At 48.3% G+C, this 16,852-nt stretch carries 15 protein-coding genes and 1 tRNA gene; 10 read left to right on the top strand and 6 right to left on the bottom strand.

Features of this window, described 5'->3' with window-relative positions:
* Nucleotides 1–23: 23 nt before the first annotated feature.
* The 3 genes from E4T81_RS07970 to nadB form a co-directional block, all read right to left on the bottom strand.
* Nucleotides 24–97, bottom strand: a tRNA-Asp gene (locus E4T81_RS07970).
* Between the two features lie 177 nt (nucleotides 98–274).
* Nucleotides 275–886 carry a DUF4294 domain-containing protein gene (locus tag E4T81_RS07965; RefSeq protein ID WP_245207037.1) on the bottom strand — a complete coding sequence of 204 codons (612 nt, stop codon included), beginning with the start codon at nucleotides 884–886 and terminating at the stop codon, nucleotides 275–277.
* 72 nt (nucleotides 887–958) lie between these two features.
* A complete protein-coding gene (gene nadB, locus E4T81_RS07960; protein WP_135043170.1) occupies nucleotides 959–2,539 on the bottom strand; it encodes an L-aspartate oxidase in 1,581 nt (526 codons plus the stop codon).
* Nucleotides 2,540–2,665: 126 nt separating this feature from the next.
* On the opposite strand from nadB, the gene argS reads away from it, so the two are divergent.
* The 9 genes from argS (at nucleotide 2,666) to E4T81_RS07915 (ending at nucleotide 11,199) form a co-directional block, all read left to right on the top strand.
* Nucleotides 2,666–4,450 carry an arginine--tRNA ligase gene (gene argS, locus E4T81_RS07955; protein ID WP_135043168.1) on the top strand — a complete coding sequence of 595 codons (1,785 nt, stop codon included), beginning with the start codon at nucleotides 2,666–2,668 and terminating at the stop codon, nucleotides 4,448–4,450.
* 72 nt (nucleotides 4,451–4,522) lie between these two features.
* Entirely contained in the window at nucleotides 4,523–5,224 is a 702-nt protein-coding gene (locus E4T81_RS07950; RefSeq protein WP_135043165.1) for a Bax inhibitor-1/YccA family protein, read from the top strand.
* A 134-nt stretch (nucleotides 5,225–5,358) separates the two neighbouring features.
* Nucleotides 5,359–6,417, top strand: a complete 1,059-nt coding sequence (locus tag E4T81_RS07945) for an ImmA/IrrE family metallo-endopeptidase (RefSeq protein WP_135043163.1) — start codon at nucleotides 5,359–5,361, stop codon at nucleotides 6,415–6,417.
* A gap of 3 nt (nucleotides 6,418–6,420) precedes the next feature.
* Complete coding sequence (locus tag E4T81_RS07940) at nucleotides 6,421–6,933, top strand: type II toxin-antitoxin system VapC family toxin (protein ID WP_135043161.1); 513 nt, start codon at nucleotides 6,421–6,423, stop codon at nucleotides 6,931–6,933.
* A gap of 105 nt (nucleotides 6,934–7,038) precedes the next feature.
* Nucleotides 7,039–8,052, top strand: coding sequence for an NAD(P)-dependent oxidoreductase (locus tag E4T81_RS07935; protein ID WP_135043160.1), 1,014 nt, complete (start codon nucleotides 7,039–7,041; stop codon nucleotides 8,050–8,052).
* Between the two features lie 5 nt (nucleotides 8,053–8,057).
* Nucleotides 8,058–8,336: a hypothetical protein gene (locus E4T81_RS07930; protein WP_135043158.1), complete on the top strand. Its 279-nt coding sequence runs from the start codon at nucleotides 8,058–8,060 to the stop codon at nucleotides 8,334–8,336.
* Nucleotides 8,333–9,295 carry a leucine-rich repeat domain-containing protein gene (locus tag E4T81_RS07925; protein WP_135043156.1) on the top strand — a complete coding sequence of 321 codons (963 nt, stop codon included), beginning with the start codon at nucleotides 8,333–8,335 and terminating at the stop codon, nucleotides 9,293–9,295. The genes E4T81_RS07930 and E4T81_RS07925 overlap by 4 nt, the downstream gene beginning before the upstream one ends.
* Before the next feature lie 6 nt (nucleotides 9,296–9,301).
* On the top strand, nucleotides 9,302–10,060 hold the full coding sequence (gene trmB / locus E4T81_RS07920) for a tRNA (guanosine(46)-N7)-methyltransferase TrmB (RefSeq protein ID WP_135043154.1): 759 nt from the start codon (nucleotides 9,302–9,304) through the stop codon (nucleotides 10,058–10,060).
* A gap of 26 nt (nucleotides 10,061–10,086) precedes the next feature.
* Nucleotides 10,087–11,199 carry an Mrp/NBP35 family ATP-binding protein gene (locus E4T81_RS07915; protein ID WP_135043152.1) on the top strand — a complete coding sequence of 371 codons (1,113 nt, stop codon included), beginning with the start codon at nucleotides 10,087–10,089 and terminating at the stop codon, nucleotides 11,197–11,199.
* Here the strand turns inward: E4T81_RS07915 and E4T81_RS07910 are convergent.
* The 3 genes from E4T81_RS07910 to E4T81_RS07900 all read right to left on the bottom strand — a co-directional run bounded on the left by E4T81_RS07910 (nucleotide 11,196) and on the right by E4T81_RS07900 (nucleotide 14,616).
* Entirely contained in the window at nucleotides 11,196–12,194 is a 999-nt protein-coding gene (locus tag E4T81_RS07910) for a calcium/sodium antiporter (RefSeq protein WP_135043150.1), read from the bottom strand. The two genes, E4T81_RS07915 and E4T81_RS07910, sit on opposite strands and share 4 nt — an antisense overlap.
* A 72-nt stretch (nucleotides 12,195–12,266) precedes the next feature.
* On the bottom strand, nucleotides 12,267–13,391 hold the full coding sequence (locus E4T81_RS07905) for a DUF4421 domain-containing protein (RefSeq protein WP_167761791.1): 1,125 nt from the start codon (nucleotides 13,389–13,391) through the stop codon (nucleotides 12,267–12,269).
* A 157-nt stretch (nucleotides 13,392–13,548) separates the two neighbouring features.
* Nucleotides 13,549–14,616 carry a linear amide C-N hydrolase gene (locus E4T81_RS07900; RefSeq protein ID WP_135043146.1) on the bottom strand — a complete coding sequence of 356 codons (1,068 nt, stop codon included), beginning with the start codon at nucleotides 14,614–14,616 and terminating at the stop codon, nucleotides 13,549–13,551.
* A 218-nt stretch (nucleotides 14,617–14,834) separates the two neighbouring features.
* Between E4T81_RS07900 and E4T81_RS16090 the strand changes: the two genes are divergently transcribed.
* A complete protein-coding gene (locus E4T81_RS16090; protein ID WP_135043144.1) occupies nucleotides 14,835–16,655 on the top strand; it encodes a Na/Pi cotransporter family protein in 1,821 nt (606 codons plus the stop codon).
* Nucleotides 16,656–16,852 lie beyond the last annotated feature (197 nt).

The raw sequence follows: 16,852 nt of genomic DNA, 5'->3' as shown, positions 1-16,852 counted from the left end.
TTCTCCTTCTCCTCTCTCCTCAGCGGTGCGTACGGGACTCGAACCCGTGACCCCATGCGTGACAGGCATGTATTCTAACCAACTGAACTAACGCACCAAATTTTTTCTATTTTATCAAAACCGCCTCTGCCGTTTTGCGAGTGCAAAGTTATATGCTAAATTTCATTCTTGCAAATTTTTTGACTCTTTTTTTGAAAAATATTTTCCCATTAAATTTCCGGCGCCATTACAAGGAGCCGCCATGCAAGCATCAATAGGCTGTAAATCAATCGATTTACAGCTGACCCTGCTCAACAAGTATACACACTCTCTCTACAATCGCGTCATCTTCATTTTTATCAGGATTATAGCTCGTCTTCAGGCTAACCCCGAAGAATTTTCCGAATGTCTGCCAGAATCCGGCACGGAAAGTGCCGAGAAACGCTTTCAGAATCGAATAGCTGCTTTGATTGGTCTCCCGGTTGATAAGCTTGACGAGCATCTTTCCCTGTGACTTTGTAAACTTCTTCAGATGTGGCTTATACTGGGCAAAAATTTCTTTCTCCATCTGAGTCAGGTGGGCCTCCCTCTCTTTTTGGGTAGGAAGCGTCTCCATGTATTCATAGGTCTCAAGGAGAGTCTCGGCTATCAGCTTTGCATAAGGCAAAGTGCGCTTTACATCACGCACGGTGCGCCAGTAAAACTCCTCCTGCTTTTTATTCTTGAACTTCATCGGAGGAAACACCGTGACCTCGTTAAGCACGACCATCAAAGCCGTGTCGCCCTGCTCTGTCACAAAATGATAACGTCCGTTGACAGGCTTCCTGACCACACTGCGGGGCACAGGCACGCCGTCGGCATCAACAGCCGCGGCGGCATATGAGCCGAAAGCGCATAATATGGTCATGATTATACAGAACAGAATCCTCATAACTCTATAACGCGACATGACGGCAAAGATTGCATGACACGAGCGGGATTATTCCCCACGGCGTTCAGTGTGAGGATAATCGACCGTGTAGTGAAGACCGCGCGACTCCTTGCGCTCCATAGCCTGACGCATGATAAGATACCCTACATTTATAATGTTGCGCAGCTCACATATCTCACGGCTCGCCTTTGAACATTTGAACAGTTTTTCGGTCTCCTCATAAAGGATGTCAAGCCTGTTCCATGCCCTTTTAAGACGCAGGTCGCTGCGCACAATGCCCACGTAGGTTGACATAATCTGCCCCACCTCCTTTATGCTCTGGGTAATCAGCACCATTTCTTCAGGATGGCGGGTGCCTTCATCATTCCACTGCGGCACATCGTGACGGTAACTGTAATGATCCTTCACCTCCATCGCGTGGCGGGCGGCGGCATCGGCGTAGACCACAGCCTCGATAAGCGAATTGGACGCAAGACGGTTGCCGCCGTGCAGTCCCGTGCAAGAACACTCGCCTACCGCATACAGGCGCTTTATCGACGACTCGCCATTGGTGTCGACCTTTATTCCGCCGCAGAGATAATGGGCGGCGGGCGCGACAGGTATATAATCCTTCGTTATGTCTATACCGAGCGACAGACACTTCTGATATATGTTGGGGAAATGCTTTTTAGTCTCTTCCGGATCCTTATGGGTGACGTCGAGATACACATGCTCGTCGCCATACTGCTTCATCTCCGAGTCGATGGCACGCGCCACTATGTCACGCGGAGCGAGCGACAGTCGCGGGTCATATTTATGCATGAACTCTTCGCCGCGCTTGTTGCGGAGCACCGCGCCGTAACCGCGCATAGCCTCCGTGATAAGAAACGACGGGCGGTCGCCGGGGTGATATAACGCCGTAGGGTGAAACTGGATAAACTCCATGTCTTTCACCGTGCCTTTTGCCCTGTAGACCATAGCGATTCCGTCGCCTGTAGCGACAAGAGGATTGGTGGTGGTGGTGTAGACCGCCCCCACTCCGCCGGTGGCGATAAGCGTCACACGCGCCAGGAAAGTGTCAACCTTGCCGTTGGAAGGGTTAAGCACATAGGCACCGTAACATGTGATGTCGGGAGTGCGGCGTGTCACTATTTTGCCCAGATGGTGCTGGGTTATTATCTCGATGGCAAAGTGATTGTCAAATATGTCGATGTTCGGATTGTTTCTTACCGCCTTTACAAGACTTTCCTGAATCTCCGCCCCGGTATTGTCCTTATGGTGGAGTATTCTGAATTCGGAGTGTCCGCCTTCACGGTGCAGGTCAAAGTCGCCATTCTCATTCTTGTCAAAGTTGACGCCCCACCCGATGAGCTCCTTAATCTGTTGCGGCGCTCCTTTTACCACTTTTTCGACAGCGGCACGGTCGCTCAGCCAGTCGCCGGCAATCATGGTATCTTCGATATGCTTGTCGAAATTATCTACCTCAAGATTAGTGACCGACGCCACTCCGCCCTGGGCAAAATAGGTGTTGGCTTCTTCAAGATTTGTCTTGCAAATCAACGCCACTTTACCGGTCCCGGCTACTTTCAGGGCAAAACTCATGCCCGCAATGCCCGACCCTATCACCAAATAGTCATATTCGTAAGTCATAACGCGTGAATAATATATATGCCGCAAAGGTAGCAACTTTATGCGTCGGTTGAAAATAAAATGCAAAAAATACATTATCTTTGCAGCCATAAGTTACCCGCAAAAATTAATTTAAACCAAAAGATAATGTCGATAGATAGCATTATAGCTCAGGCAGTGGCACGCGCGGTCAAGGAACTCTACGGAGTCGAGACCGACCCTGCGTCAATTGTGCCGCAGACTACCAAGAAGGAATTTGAGGGCAACCTCACTGTCGTAGTGTTTCCTTGGGTGAAAGCAGCCCGGAAGTCACCCGAGGCGGTGGGAACCGAGATAGGCGACTGGCTTGTGGACAACGAGCCGGCTGTCGACCGCTTCAATGTAATCAAGGGATTTCTCAACATCGTGATCGAGCCGGGTTACTTCACCTCGATGCTCCGTCACATCGCCGACACCCCCGACTACGGATTTGTGAAAGCCACCGACGACAGCCCGCTTGTAATGGTCGAATACTCTTCGCCAAACACCAACAAGCCGCTTCACCTCGGACACGTGCGCAACAACCTGCTCGGCTACAGCCTGTCACGCATCCTTGCCGCCTGTGGCAACCGCGTCGTAAAGACCAACATAGTCAACGACCGAGGCATACACATCTGCAAGTCGATGCTTGCATGGAAAAAATGGGGCGAAGGAGCCACCCCGGAATCGACCGGAAAGAAGGGCGACCACCTCATCGGCGACTTCTATGTGTTATTTGACAAGCACTACAAGGCTGAACTGAAAGAGCTTGTCGCAAAAGGGCTAAGCGAGGAAGAAGCTGAAAAGCAGTCACCGCTCATGCTTGAGGCGCGAGAGATGCTTCGCCGCTGGGAGCAGAAAGACCCGGAGGTGCGCGCTCTGTGGGAAATGATGAACGACTGGGTATATGCCGGATTTGACGAGACCTACAAGCGTCTCGGTGTGGACTTCGACAAGATATATTACGAGAGCAACACTTATCTTGAAGGTAAAGACAAGGTGCTTGAAGGCATAGAAAAGGGCATAATGTATCGCAAGGAGGACGGCTCAGTATGGGCTGACCTTACCGATGCGGGACTTGACCACAAGCTGTTGCTCCGCAGCGACGGCACGTCGGTCTACATGACCCAGGATATCGGCACCGCCAAGCTCCGCTACCAGGATTTCCCGATTGACAAGATGATTTATGTCGTAGGCAACGAGCAAAACTACCACTTCCAGGTGCTTTCACTGCTTCTCGACAGGCTCGGATTCAAGTGGGGTAAGGATCTTGTGCATTTCTCCTACGGAATGGTGGAGCTTCCCGAAGGAAAGATGAAGAGCCGCGAAGGCACAGTAGTAGATGCCGACGACCTTATGGACGAGATGATACAGGGCGCACGCGAAGTATCGGCTGAACGCGGAAAAGGCGATTTCACTCCCGAAGAGTCGGAAGAAATAGCGCGAATAGTAGGAATGGGCGCACTGAAATACTTCCTCCTGAAGGTTGACCCGCGCAAAAACATGACGTTCAACCCCAAAGAGTCAATCGACTTCAACGGAAACACCGGACCATTCATTCAATACACCTATGCCCGTATACGTTCAGTGCTTCGCAAGGCCGCCGATGCCGGCTACAAGGCTGAGGGATATGAAACAGTCAAACCTAATGAAAAGGAGATTTCGCTCATACAGCATCTTGCCGACTATCCAGCGGTGGTAGCCGAAGCAGGACGCAGCTATTCACCGGCACTCATAGCCAACTACGTCTATGACCTCGTGAAAGAATACAATCAGTTCTACCACGACTACTCCATCCTCAACGAGGAAGACGCGGCTGTACGCTCATTGCGTCTCGCCCTCAGCACCGAGGTGGCTGCCGTGGTAAAGAGCGGCATGTCACTTCTCGGAATCGAGGTGCCGGAGCGCATGTAACATAATTTAACATCGGCAGCGTCACACAAGGCGCGGCTGATACGTTATCTCTCTAAACACCAATTAATAATTATGAATAATTACAATTTAGATTCATTCAACTCACAGTCGCTTGACAGCCGCGTATCGCAGGTCATGAAGCGCGTTTATGTAAAGATGTTTCTCGCGCTGCTCGTTACAGCAGGCGCGGCCTGGATATGCTCATGCATCCCCAATCTCGTATATTTCCTCGCCACTCACCGTTGGGTATACTGGGGACTTCTCATTGCAGAACTTCTGATGGTATTTGGCATCAGCGGAGCAGTCAACAAAATCAGCTCTCCGGTTGCCACACTGCTGTTTTATGCGTTTGCCATACTTAACGGTGTAACTTTCTCACTCATATTTTACGCATACACCCCGGTGTCTATCTTCAAGACGTTCATAATAACGTCGGGAGTGTTCGGAGCCATGAGTGTCTACGGCTACTTCACGAGCCGTGACCTTACAAAAATAGGCAACTTCCTGTTTATGGCGCTGATAGGGCTTATAATCGCCAGCGTGGTCAACATATTCTGGGCCAACTCTACCCTTGAATGGATTGTGTCAATAGCCGGTGTCCTGATTTTCATCGGACTTACCGCCTGGGACACCCAGCAGATCAAGCGCATGGCAGAATACAACGGAGGTTTCTCCGTGTCACGTCTTGCCACCATAGGCGCTCTCTCCCTGTATCTCGATTTCATCAACCTCTTCCTCTATCTGCTCCGTTTCTTCGGCAGCTCAAGAGACTGATTTATCTACACGATACACCTCAAAAGAGCCGGGCACTGTCCCGGCTCTTTTTGTATATATAAACTTTTTATGGCATAGCATGGTTTACAAATGAGAAATATTTCATAAATTTGTCAACCAAAAATTTCTCTAATATGACCAAAGACACTGACAACATATTCGGACGAAGGCTCAACCGGGCGCGCCTTATAAAGGGACTCACGATGGATGAACTTGGAAAAAGAGTTCATCCCATAGTGACCCGTCAGGCAATAAACAAGTACGAAAAGGGGCACACTATGCCTGACAGCCGCATGCTGATAGCTTTCAGTACGGCACTGGATGTCAAGCCTGACTATTTCTTCCGACCTTTTACTGTTGCGGTTGACAAAATAATGTTCAATAAAAAAGCCGGCACATCAGAGCGTATAATCGCGTCTATACGCGAAAAAGTCAGAGAGGAGCTGGAGAGATACCTTGAAATAGAGGAGCTATGTGAAAGCCAGACTGAATTCATGCTCGGTAAAAGAAAGGTCAACTCTATTGAAATGGCAAGGGAATATGCCACAGAAGTACGTGCCAAACTCGGTCTCGGACTTGATGGCATCTCAAATGTGACAGAGGTGCTTGAAGATAATGGTATAAAAATTATTGAGATTTCAGAAGACCAATCATTCGGAGGCCTTAGCGGCTACGCCAACGACACGATTCCGGTAATTGTGGTAAATCGAAATCTGGCTTCTGAAGAGAAGCGTTTTACTTTGCTACACGAACTCGGACATCTCATAATGGAATATCCCGGTGAATCCGATTCAAAAATAATTGAGAACCTTTGCAATGTGTTTGCCTCGGAAATGCTTGTGCCTTCATCAGTGCTGAAAGGACGGTTGGGCAATATACGTCATGACATATCGTTGGCTGAATTAAGAGACATCCAGAAGCAATATGGCGTTTCAATAGACAATATCATGCTGTCTCTTAAAGAGATAGGAGTCATAAGCGGAAGAAGATACCAAGTCTATCTTAAAAAGAAAAAACTTTTCCCTGATTTCAATGAGATTGTTGATAAATCGCTTTTTATTTCCGAGACCTCCGGCAGATTTGTCAGAATGGTATATCGTGCGGTAGCTGACGAAATCATCTCGTTTTCAAAAGCGGCAACACTGCTCAATACTTCTATTGACAGTGTAAGGAACCAACTCAAGCTCGTATAAAGAATGAAGATATTAGTAAACGATACAAATATCTTCATCGACCTTCATTCGGTAGGTTTATTGAAAGACTTGTGTCAGTTGCCATATGAGATTCATACCGTGGATTTTGTAGTGGCGGAAATTGAAGACTCTGACCAGCGCAAGATTTTTGATGAGCTTGTTGATGGAAAGAATATCATAGTTGATGGATTCACCGCCGACGAGGTAATGGAAATTGTAGCGGAACATTCCGCTGTTTCCGGCAATCTCTCCATACCCGATTGCTCTGTATGCTTTTTCGCGAGGAAATATAAAGTCCCGATGCTAACAGGCGACCGACGGCTGAGACGATATGCCGAACAACAGTCGATTGAAGTGCATGGAATCTTATTCGTATTTGATGAGCTTGTGAGGCATGGTATCATATCAGCTTTAACGGCGGCAGACAGACTTGAAGAATTATTTGTCATCAACTCCCGACTACCAAAAACCGAAATAAGAAACCGCTTGAATCGCTGGAGAGACATCGGCGATTAGACGATTGCTCCAGGCACGGTATCAACGACCGATAAGCTGTAGCGGCCTTGACCTTTTGAAATCTCGCGATTTATGTGTAAATTTGAGCCATAAACATTGCTCGACATGAAACGTGTATTGATAATCGGCGCTGGAGGATTCATAGGCGGTTTTATAGCTGCCGAAAGCCTGCGTCGCGGCTATGAGACCTGGGTAGGGGTAAGAGAGTCCACCTCACGTCACTATCTCACTGATGAAAGGCTGCATTTCGTGACTTTTGACTACGATTCCGCGGAATCAATAGGGAGTGTGCTGAAATCAGCTCTGCCCGAAGGTGAGAAATGGGACTGGATTATATATAATCTCGGCGCCACAAAGGTGACCAACTACTCTGACTTCAACCGCATAAACTTCGGCTATCTGCGTTCATTCGTAGAGGAACTGGAAGCAACCGGCATGACCCCGCAGCGATTCCTGTATATAAGCAGCCTGAGCGCTCTCGGTCCGGTCGATGAAAAGACTTATCAGCCTTACACGTCAAAGACCATCCCTGACCCGAACACAAAATACGGCATGTCAAAAATCAAGAGCGAGACCCTCCTGGAGATGAAGCCGGATTTTCCGTGGATTATATTCCGCCCGACAGGAGTCTACGGACCACACGAGAAAGACTATCTGATGATGATAAAGTGTATCGACAGTCATTGGGATTTCGGGGTGGGATTCCGCAAACAGCTGCTCACATTCATCTATGTCGACGACCTTGTGGAAGCTATGTTTGAGGCTCTTGAAAAAGCGCCGCTGCACCGCAAATACATAATCAGCGAGGACCGCGCCTATACACAGTCGGAATTTCGCAGGATAGTAGCCGACAAGCTCGGTAAGAAATTTGTGATACCCCTGAGGCTCCCGCTCTGGATGGCAAAGGTGGCGAGCGTTGTGGCGGAAAAATATGGCATACTGAAAATGAAGCCGTCGACACTGAACTCCGACAAGTATAAAATCATGAAGCAGCGTAACTGGAGTGCCGACATCTCCGATTCGCGCCGCGACTTCGGGTTCAATCCTAAAGTGTCGCTTGAGAAGGGTATCGAGCTAACTGTAGAGGAATATCGCCGCAATAAAAACCGGAAAAACTGAACCCTATGGATAATAACAGCTATAACCGCCCGCCCTGGTGGATGACAGTGGTAATTTTAATCATGCTGCTCCCTCTGTTCTCATGGCCTATGGTGATTGCCTCACTGCCTGTTGAGGAAGACAGCGGCAACTGGAAGATGCTTATATATCTATTTCCGATATACGCCATTCTAAGTGCATATTACGCCTATCGCTGCTATGTCGGGCGCCGCGAGCTCAGCATAATCCTGCTGGCTCTGTTGCTGCTCGCATATCTTGGCGTAACATTTTCCCTGCTTATATGAAAAAACGCGTCCATTGCCCGTTTTTCCTGGCAGCGGTGTTTATGCTTATGCTGTCACCACTGTCGGCTGCGACCGTAGCCGACTACGCTTTTACAGGAGACCTGTCGGTTACCGCCCTCGGTCTACCCGACGGCACCACGGCAATAGGAGAAGGAGCATATGCGGGGACAGGAGTCAAGACAGCCGACATCCCGCAAGGGCTCACCAAAATAGGTCAATACGCATTTGCCGACTGCCACCATCTTATCAGAGCCGCGATACCTGAAGGTGTCACAGTAATTCCGAAAGGATTGTTCAGAGGGTGCAAGTCATTGCGTGAAGTGGAGTTGCCTTCATCGCTGGAGAGCATCGAAGCCGATGCGTTTGCCGCCACCGCCATTGAAGATATTGACCTGAGCCACTGCAAGAAACTGCGCCACATAGGTGACAGGTGTTTTGCCTCTTGCGACAGGCTCGGCAAGATATATCTCCCTGCATCAGTTGACAGCATCGGTGACGCCGCGCTTTTCGGATGCGCTACGCTTACCGAGATTGACCTGCCGGAATCGTTACATTCTATCGGCGATTTCTCGCTTGCCTGCACGGCAGGGGTAACAGGCATAAAGCTACCGTCACCGTTAAGTTATATCGGCTCCGGGGCGATGGAAGGCATGACAAGACTGTCGCGGATTGACGCTACAGGGGTTGACGATGTGCCGCGGCTTGGAGAGAATGTGTGGCACGGATTGCCTCAACAAGATATACGGCTGATTGTCAGTCCTGATTTTAGCGAACGCTTCATGTCATCGCCTCAATGGCGCGATTTCAACATCACTCTCGCCACGGAAGCTTCTGCTGCGCTCCCTGTGACTGCACAGATAAAGAGCGTGACCGTCTACCGGGTTTCAGAAATAGACATAATTGTGACTGTATATGACGACGGCAGCCGCCGCGTCGAAAAAATATTAAATATAAAGTGACCTGATATGGGAAAAAATAAATTAAGAAAATTCAGCGAAATGGAGTCAATGGAATGTGTATTCCAATATCCATTCGGCATACTTCGGGAAAAAGGCTTCCCGATGAAAGGAAGCTGGGGACGCGACTATTTCGGCAACGATAATCCTATAGTGCTTGAACTCGGCTGTGGTAAAGGCGAATACACAGTGGGGCTCGCCGAGCGATTTCCCGACAAAAACTTCATCGGCATCGATATAAAAGGTGCGCGAATGTGGACAGGCGCACGCCAGGTGCGCGACCGCGGCATTAAAAACGCTGCGTTCCTGCGCACAAGCATCGAGCTGCTTCCCCACTTCTTCTCACCCGACGAGGTTGACGAGATATGGATAACATTTCCCGACCCGCAGATGAAAAAAGTAACCAAGCGCCTTACCGGAACACGATTCATGGACCTTTACCGACAGGTAATACGCGACAACGGCATCATACATCTGAAAAGCGACAGCCCCTTCCTTTACACCTATACCCAATATATGGTGGAGCATAACGGGTTCAAAAAGGTTACCGACACCTCCGACCTGTATCATGACCCGCAGGGTGTAAGCGACATCTTGAACATACGAACATTCTACGAGCAGCAATGGCTTGACCGCGGACTGACCATAAAATACATTTCCTGGCATCTTGACCACGCCACAACCCTGTCGGAACCTGACGTGGAGATAGAGCCTGACACTTATCGCAGTTTCTCGCGCGGCGAACTCCAGTGTCCCGACAAATGTTAACTCTAAAAATCTAAAAAATCACCTATATGGAGACATTATATCCCAATCTGATTCTTGACGCGCTCACCAACGTGCGCTATCCCGGTAACGGAAAAAATATCGTGGAACTCGGCATGGTCGAGGATGACATACGCATCGACGGCAACAAAGTGAGCTTCTCGCTTATATTTGACAAGCCTACCGACCCCTTCGTAAAATCACTTGTGAAAGCCGCTGAGACTGCACTCACCACATTCATCTCTCCGGAAATTGACGTCAAAGACCGCATAAGCGTGAAATTCCGCAAGGAAAATCCCGCTCCCAAGGCCGATGAACGCCCTCTCCCGAAAGTAAAGAACATCATCGGTGTGTCATCGGGCAAAGGCGGTGTAGGTAAATCCACCGTGGCGAGCAACCTTGCTGTCGCTCTTGCGCGTCTCGGCTACAAAGTAGGATTGCTTGACGCTGACATTTTCGGTCCGTCGGTTCCTAAGATGTTTGGTGTGGAAGACGAGCCTATCTATATGGAAAATGTAGATGGTCAAGACATGATTGTGCCCATAGAGAAATATGGCGTCAAGCTGCTCTCGATAGGATTTCTCGTCGACAAGAACTCCCCTGTGCTATGGCGAGGCGCAATGGCATCACGCGCCCTCAACCAGCTTATCACCCAGGCATCATGGGGCGAGCTTGACTATTTCCTCATCGACATGCCCCCGGGCACGAGCGACATCCACCTTACGCTTGTCCAGACTCTCGGCATAACCGGCGTGGTGATTGTCAGCACACCCCAGGAAGTGGCTCTTGCCGATGCCCGCAAGGGAATCGCGATGTTCACCGATGAAAAGGTAAATGTCCCGGTACTCGGCATAGTTGAAAACATGGCATGGTTCACCCCCGCCGCCCATCCCGACGAACGCTACTACATCTTCGGACGCGACGGCGCCGTAAAGCTCGCCGAAGAACTTGACGTGAAAGTGCTCGCGCAGATACCTATCGTAGGCACCATCTGTGAAGGAGGCGACTGCGGCGCCCCGATAGCTCTGAAAGACAGCATTACCGGCGAGGCATTCATGGAACTTGGAAACGCTGTAGTGGCGGCGGTCGACGAGCGTAACGCGGCGTTGCCACCGTCGGCTGCGGTAGAGACCCACTCTTAGCCTACAGCCTTGACAATAAGATAAGTTATATAAGCGACATAACCCAGGGCGAGGACAACACCCTCGCCACGGGTTATCACCCGCTTTCCTATTATCTGACCAAACAGCCACAGCAACAGCGACCCGCCTACAAGCGTGCTGAAATCGACCAGTGATATTGTACCTGTGTCAAGCGGCCTGATTGTGGCACAAAGACCTATTATAAAAAACACATTAAATATACACGCCCCGACCACATTTCCCAGGGCTATCCCCGGCTGCTTCTTCACGGCAGCAACAACTGAAGTGGCAAGGTCAGGCACAGAACTGCCTATCGCCACGATTGTAAGACCTACCATCCCTTCCGACAGACCCGCCTTCAAGGCTATTCCCGACGCTCCGTCGACTATCCAGTTACCGCCCACGACAAGAGCGGCAAGTCCGCCGGCTATACAGACTGCGGCAAGCCACATTTTCATACCCTTGCCTCCGCCGGCATCTTTATTTGATGTATTTTCCGTGGCATTTGCAGGTACAAGCGGCTGTGGTTCACGCGCCATTTCAAATGTGTAAGCCATGAATATCGCGAAAAAAGCAAGAAGCATAAGCCCGTCAGTTCGGCTTATATAATCAGCCGTACCGTCAAACAACCGGTCGTCACCGCAGAAAAACAGTGCCAAAGAGGCAAGCGCAAGCATCGGAAGGTCCTTCCAGAGCATATCCTTGCTGATATGTATAGGATTGACCAGCGCCACTATACCCACTACGAGAAGAATGTCAAATATATTGGCTCCCACGACATCGCCAAGGGCAAGCTGCGACTTGCCGCTCAAAGTCGAGGTTAGACACACTACAAAGTCAGGAGTCGAAGAACCGAAAGCGACGACCGTCAGTCCTATTACAAGATTGGACACCTTGAAATGGCGAGCCACAGCCGACGCCCCGTCAGTAAGATAATTACCGCCGGCAATTATCAGTATGATACCTAATATCAGAAATATTATGTCGTGAGCCATAAGAAATTGTTATGAATTACACTTCTATAACAATTCTTATAACCGTTTTTATTGACCTATACAAAATATTTGTCAGAATCGCACTCCTATCTGAAAAGTGACTGACTCGTTGGAATTGAAAAATGTGTAGCCGTCACCATAATACGCACGCCCGTCAAACCGCACTGACATAGACGCAAAGAGGCTTCTGTGATTAAACACAAACGATGTCATGGCCTTGATATTGGTCGAAAACATATCTTTCCTGCCCTCGGTAGAATCCTCGTAAGAATGTTTGTAGCCTATTGAAGGCAAAACGGTGATATTGAACAGCCATTTGCGTGGTTTCATCACGCAGTTATAGGCATAACCGACCATTAAATCGTAGTCGGTATACCGGAAATTATAATGGTCATAGTCACCCGGCAGATAAGCAAGCATGTCGGCGGGAAGCATCGAGAAATCAAGACCTATCTGCTGATGGGTATAATTGAAGCCGGCGATTACAGAACCGGCACTCTTGAGTTGATATTTGGAATAACAGTAAGCCGCCGCCTGCGAATACTTGCGGTGATTGAAAAAATAATACACGTCAACTACCGTAGACTCCTGGTTCACTCCGTCAAAACTGAAATTAAGTTCCTTGTTATATGACGGCTTGAACTTTCCGAACTTTGTGACGTGGGCGCCGCCCTTGGTCGACGAGCGCTGATAGTTGGCGGCAAAAAGCGCACATGTAAAATTAAACTCGAAGTTGGTACGGTTGGACACCGGCTCGCCTATGAATTCATTGGCATTGAAGTCATAACCGACACTGACAGCCATGAAACACAAGTGGGCACCGACATCGCTGTAGACATCTGAAATCATCCTTATGGATGTATTTTTAGAAAATGTCAGCATATAGCTCTGAGCCCAGTTGTAAGACTTTCCTATTATCTTCCAGTTTTTACCGGTACCTACTACATAGTCGGGGTCATATGAATTAAATGTGCGGTCGCCCCAGTTATAGACATCAACACAGAACTGAGCAAACTTAGGATACCTTATACGGGGGTCGTTAATACGGAATCCGGAATTGAAAAGCCGGTAGACCCAGTTTTTACCTTCAAGCGGAGGCAAGGTATCGACCGCCGCGACGGCTGACACGGTTTCACATGAATCAGGCGAAATCGCAGGAATAGAAGTGTAGTTTTCAGTTTCAGCACCATGCGCCACATTAGCGCAAATTGCCAAAAACACCATAACGGCACATAGTAATCCCCTCAATCTCATTTTACAATTTTAACTATTCACAAAATTACTATTTTTATCTTTATATAAAAAATGACAGGCGCGGTTTATGACTCAAATGCCACAAACCACGCCTAAAAGACTAATACATCGGGGTGAAAGGAGCGTGTTTTACAAGCTTCGAGGTCACATCACCGATGTAATCCTGCGATTTGGATGTGTCAAGCTTCATCACTGATGCACCGGGACGAAGGTCACATTTCTTCAAGTCGATATAAAACACTCCGGGATTAGTCACTATATCGAAATAATACAGCCTGTCACGAATGTTGCTGAAAGAGCGCCACTGTGTCGATGACACATTAGGCTCCGTCTCTACCGTATATTCATAAGGCACCGATACATTCATCAATATACTGCGTATAATCGACAGTCCAAGGTCGGCGTCATTTGTGCGCTTCACATGACCTTGATAAAAATATCCTCTTACAAAGCGGTCGGGACTCTTGACAGTGCCGGGGAGCATGTTTACACCACCCACCTTCTGCCAGTAATCGTTGATTGCCGTCATGGCAGGAAACTGCGGGTCATTGGTCATAGCCGGCATATCCTCTCCTTCATAAACCTTGACTACACCGTTGTCAAATTCAAGAATCGCGCTTCTGCCCTCGGCGTCGGTGATGCCCCAGTGAAGAGTCGACGCTGTTCCACCGTCAAAAGTAGCACCCGAGATACTGAAATTATGCTCTTTCAACACAGCCACAACCTCGGGTGTAGTCTCGTTCATGTCAAGCAGCCACGCTATAAACATGGCAAGCGACATGCCGGGACGTCCGGCATCCTCCCCGTTGGTATAGACAGTGCCCTTGCAGAACAGTCCGTTCACTACAAGCCCCTTCTCATTCATTCCCTCTGTTATGCCGCCGTCATAACCTACGGCATAGACAGCGCCATAACGTGAGGTCCATGTCACCGCACCCGGCTTGTCAGTACCCTTTTTCTTCATGCCGCGCGGATAGACATAGAGGTTGGTGGGTATAGGCGTTTTCCAATCAAGCGACCGCCCTACTATACGCAAAAGATTGCCTGACGTCGTGGTTTCCGTCGTGTCACCGACATAAAGTATACGCGAACAGGCTTCCGACTTGTTTACTCCAAAATACGCCATGAAGGCGATAAAGAAGAAAATTACCTTAAATTTCATTGTCATAACGATTTAATTTTTAATGCTAAACGCGACATCATCACTGATAGTTCAACACAAAACGCACCTAATCAAAAAAACTTTATCGTTTAACCACATGTTTAAAACATCGACCGACGCAAAATATACGGCACGACACATGACATAAAAATTTAACATTTGTGTCATATTAAAAAGATTTATTATATCTTTGCGTAGGAAATTTTTTTATTACTCCAGGTATAATGAATTATACGTTCTTAGACTTTTTAGCTCTCCTTGGCTCTGTCTGCTTATTCCTTTACGGAATGAAGGTTATGAGCGAGGGCCTACAAAAAGCCGCCGGCGACCGCTTGCGCAACATTCTTTCAGCTATGACCCGCAACCGGTTTACAGGGACATTGACCGGATTTGCAATCACTGCTCTCATCCAAAGTTCATCAGCCTCTACAGTGATGGTTGTAAGTTTCGTCAACGCCGGACTTATGACCCTCGCACAGTCTATGGCTGTAATATTCGGAGCCAATGTCGGAACCACATTCACGGCATGGATTATAGCCCTGTTCGGATTCAAGGTTGACACTTCGGTATTCATCCTGCCTATAATAGCATGTGCCGTGCCGCTTCTCTTTTTCAAGAAAAGCCGCACAAAATCGATAGGTGAATTTCTTATCGGTTTCGCATTCCTCTTCATGGGACTTAACATGATCAGCGAATATGTGCCTGACCTGCAAAGCAATCCCGAGATGTTTGCATTTCTGGAGCGATATGCCTCGATGGGCTATCTATCAGTTTTGCTCTTCCTCCTTGTCGGAGTTATTGTCACCGCAATCATCCAGTCATCGGCAGCAACCTTTGCCATTGTACTCATAATGTGTACAAAGGGATGGATTACATTTGACCTCGGATGTGCGGTTGTGCTTGGCAGCAACATAGGAACCACCATAACGCCGCTGCTCGCGTCAATGAGCGGAAATGTAGCGGCAAAACGCACAGCGATGGGTCACCTGCTGTTTAATTTCTTCGGTGTTGTCTGGACTCTCTTTGTATTCTTCCCCTTTGTAAATCTCAATGTGTGGATTACCGAGCAGATAGGACAAGGCGATCCTGAGGCTCTTTTCTCATTTGTCAATAATCTCGAGGCTACACAGCCCGATGTATATAACTCTCTCTTTGACGGAAGTCTGCCAAACGGTCACCCCGTGCTCGCCCAGATAGGAGCCATGCAGTTCAGCGTGTCATTCGGATTGTCAATGTTCCATACAGTGTTCAACCTTGTCAATCTTTCCATAATGATATGGCTTACCGGACTATATGTAAAGATTGTAGAGAAACTTGTGCCCGCAAAACACAAGGAAGACGAGGAATTCCAGCTCAAATTTATCTCCGGCGGTCTACTGAGCGCGTCAGAGCTTAACATAGCGCAGGCCGAGAAGGAGATGGTGGTCTACGCCCAGCGCGTGGAGCGCATGATAGGCATGGCGGAGACTCTTGTCCACACCAAAGAAAACACGGAGGAGTTCTCACGACTTTTCTCGCGGCTTGAAAAATATGAAGAGATATCTGACCGCATGGAAATCGAAATCGCCAACTACCTCAACCGCTGTGCCGAAGGTCGCCTCTCTAATGAAGGTAAGCTTCACATCGCAGCCATGTTAAATATAGTAAGCGAGATAGAGAGCATAGCCGACTGCTGCTTCGGATGCGCGAAAATACTTATCCGCAAGCAGGAAAGCGGAGTTCAGTTTGACGACTTCATTTTCCGCAATATCGACACCATGTTCAACTATGTAAAGGAAGCGATGACCGACATGCTTACCTTGCTTGGAGATGTCGAGAAAGTGCGTCAGGTTGACATTATACGTTCTTATAACAAGGAGCGTGAAATCAACAATCTGCGCAATCAGCTGCGCTCAAGCAATGTTGAAAATATCAACAACCGCACTTATGAGTATCAGGCAGGTATATATTACATGGACATAATAAGTGACCTTGAGAAGATGGGCGACTATATAATCAATGTGGTCGACACTGTAAAAGATCATTTCCGTAAAAGAGTGGCATAACAGACAGTCAAAAATCAGGCAAGTGTAAAACCGACGTTATTTTTACAAATCTGTTTCAAACGGGTGTCGCTTGTTACAATTTTCTGATTTAATGATTGTTACTGCCATATTTTTGCTACAAAACAGTTACTAAAGTTGTTTTGTAGCCCTTACCTTCCTACATTTGTAGCCATAGAAATGAATCCCGGAGACAAAAC

This window comes from Barnesiella sp. WM24, from assembly GCF_004570975.1.
Classification (GTDB): domain Bacteria; phylum Bacteroidota; class Bacteroidia; order Bacteroidales; family Muribaculaceae; genus Muribaculum.
The sequence above is the reverse complement of the archived record's forward strand: the minus strand, read 5'-3'. Positions and strand labels throughout refer to the sequence as shown.

What these genes read in the sequence shown, in the direction of transcription:
- argS (WP_135043168.1), top strand. Translation starts at nt 2,666, where the DNA reads ATGTCGATAGATAGCATTATAGCTCAGGCAGTGGCACGCGCGGTCAAG.
- E4T81_RS07950 (WP_135043165.1), top strand. Translation starts at nt 4,523, where the DNA reads ATGAATAATTACAATTTAGATTCATTCAACTCACAGTCGCTTGACAGC.
- E4T81_RS07910 (WP_135043150.1), bottom strand. Translation starts at nt 12,194, where the DNA reads ATGGCTCACGACATAATATTTCTGATATTAGGTATCATACTGATAATT.
- E4T81_RS07900 (WP_135043146.1), bottom strand. Translation starts at nt 14,616, where the DNA reads ATGACAATGAAATTTAAGGTAATTTTCTTCTTTATCGCCTTCATGGCG.
- E4T81_RS07915 (WP_135043152.1), top strand. Translation starts at nt 10,087, where the DNA reads ATGGAGACATTATATCCCAATCTGATTCTTGACGCGCTCACCAACGTG.
- nadB (WP_135043170.1), bottom strand. Translation starts at nt 2,539, where the DNA reads ATGACTTACGAATATGACTATTTGGTGATAGGGTCGGGCATTGCGGGC.
- E4T81_RS16090 (WP_135043144.1), top strand. Translation starts at nt 14,835, where the DNA reads ATGAATTATACGTTCTTAGACTTTTTAGCTCTCCTTGGCTCTGTCTGC.
- E4T81_RS07940 (WP_135043161.1), top strand. Translation starts at nt 6,421, where the DNA reads ATGAAGATATTAGTAAACGATACAAATATCTTCATCGACCTTCATTCG.
- E4T81_RS07925 (WP_135043156.1), top strand. Translation starts at nt 8,333, where the DNA reads ATGAAAAAACGCGTCCATTGCCCGTTTTTCCTGGCAGCGGTGTTTATG.
- E4T81_RS07945 (WP_135043163.1), top strand. Translation starts at nt 5,359, where the DNA reads ATGACCAAAGACACTGACAACATATTCGGACGAAGGCTCAACCGGGCG.
- trmB (WP_135043154.1), top strand. Translation starts at nt 9,302, where the DNA reads ATGGGAAAAAATAAATTAAGAAAATTCAGCGAAATGGAGTCAATGGAA.
- E4T81_RS07935 (WP_135043160.1), top strand. Translation starts at nt 7,039, where the DNA reads ATGAAACGTGTATTGATAATCGGCGCTGGAGGATTCATAGGCGGTTTT.
- E4T81_RS07965 (WP_245207037.1), bottom strand. Translation starts at nt 886, where the DNA reads ATGACCATATTATGCGCTTTCGGCTCATATGCCGCCGCGGCTGTTGAT.
- E4T81_RS07930 (WP_135043158.1), top strand. Translation starts at nt 8,058, where the DNA reads ATGGATAATAACAGCTATAACCGCCCGCCCTGGTGGATGACAGTGGTA.